Origin of the sequence: Halomonas sp. SIMBA_159 (assembly GCF_046536035.1) — a bacterium.
Taxonomy (GTDB): Bacteria; Pseudomonadota; Gammaproteobacteria; order Pseudomonadales; family Halomonadaceae; genus Vreelandella; species Vreelandella venusta_A.
The window spans coordinates 1-241 of the sequence record NZ_JAWJBT010001464.1 but is presented as its reverse complement, the minus strand read 5'-3'; the positions used below and the strand labels follow the sequence as shown (position 1 = coordinate 241).

The window sequence follows — 241 nt, the reverse complement described above, 5'->3', positions numbered from 1 at the left end:
ACTATGGACATTAAATGAAACCCAATTATATACAAACATCATGGTCAGGTAGAAAAGAACGACAAGGACCAAATGATCATTATGAAATACAATTAAGTCCATGTAGTCGTTATCCATTACAGTTTAACAAAGAATGCTATAATGCTGCAAAATTAATTTATGAGAACACCAATGATCCAATCAGAGTCTTAATGTCAGGCGGTGTTGACAGTGAGGTAGTTGCAAGGTCCTTTTTAGACTG

The 241-nt window shown here is 34.9% G+C and carries 1 protein-coding gene; it reads left to right on the top strand.

From position 1 onward, the window contains the following. Window positions 1-14 precede the first annotated feature (14 nt). Window positions 15-241 (top strand): hypothetical protein (locus R0J87_RS24100; protein ID WP_498889566.1); only part of this gene is annotated, 227 nt, incomplete at its 3' end.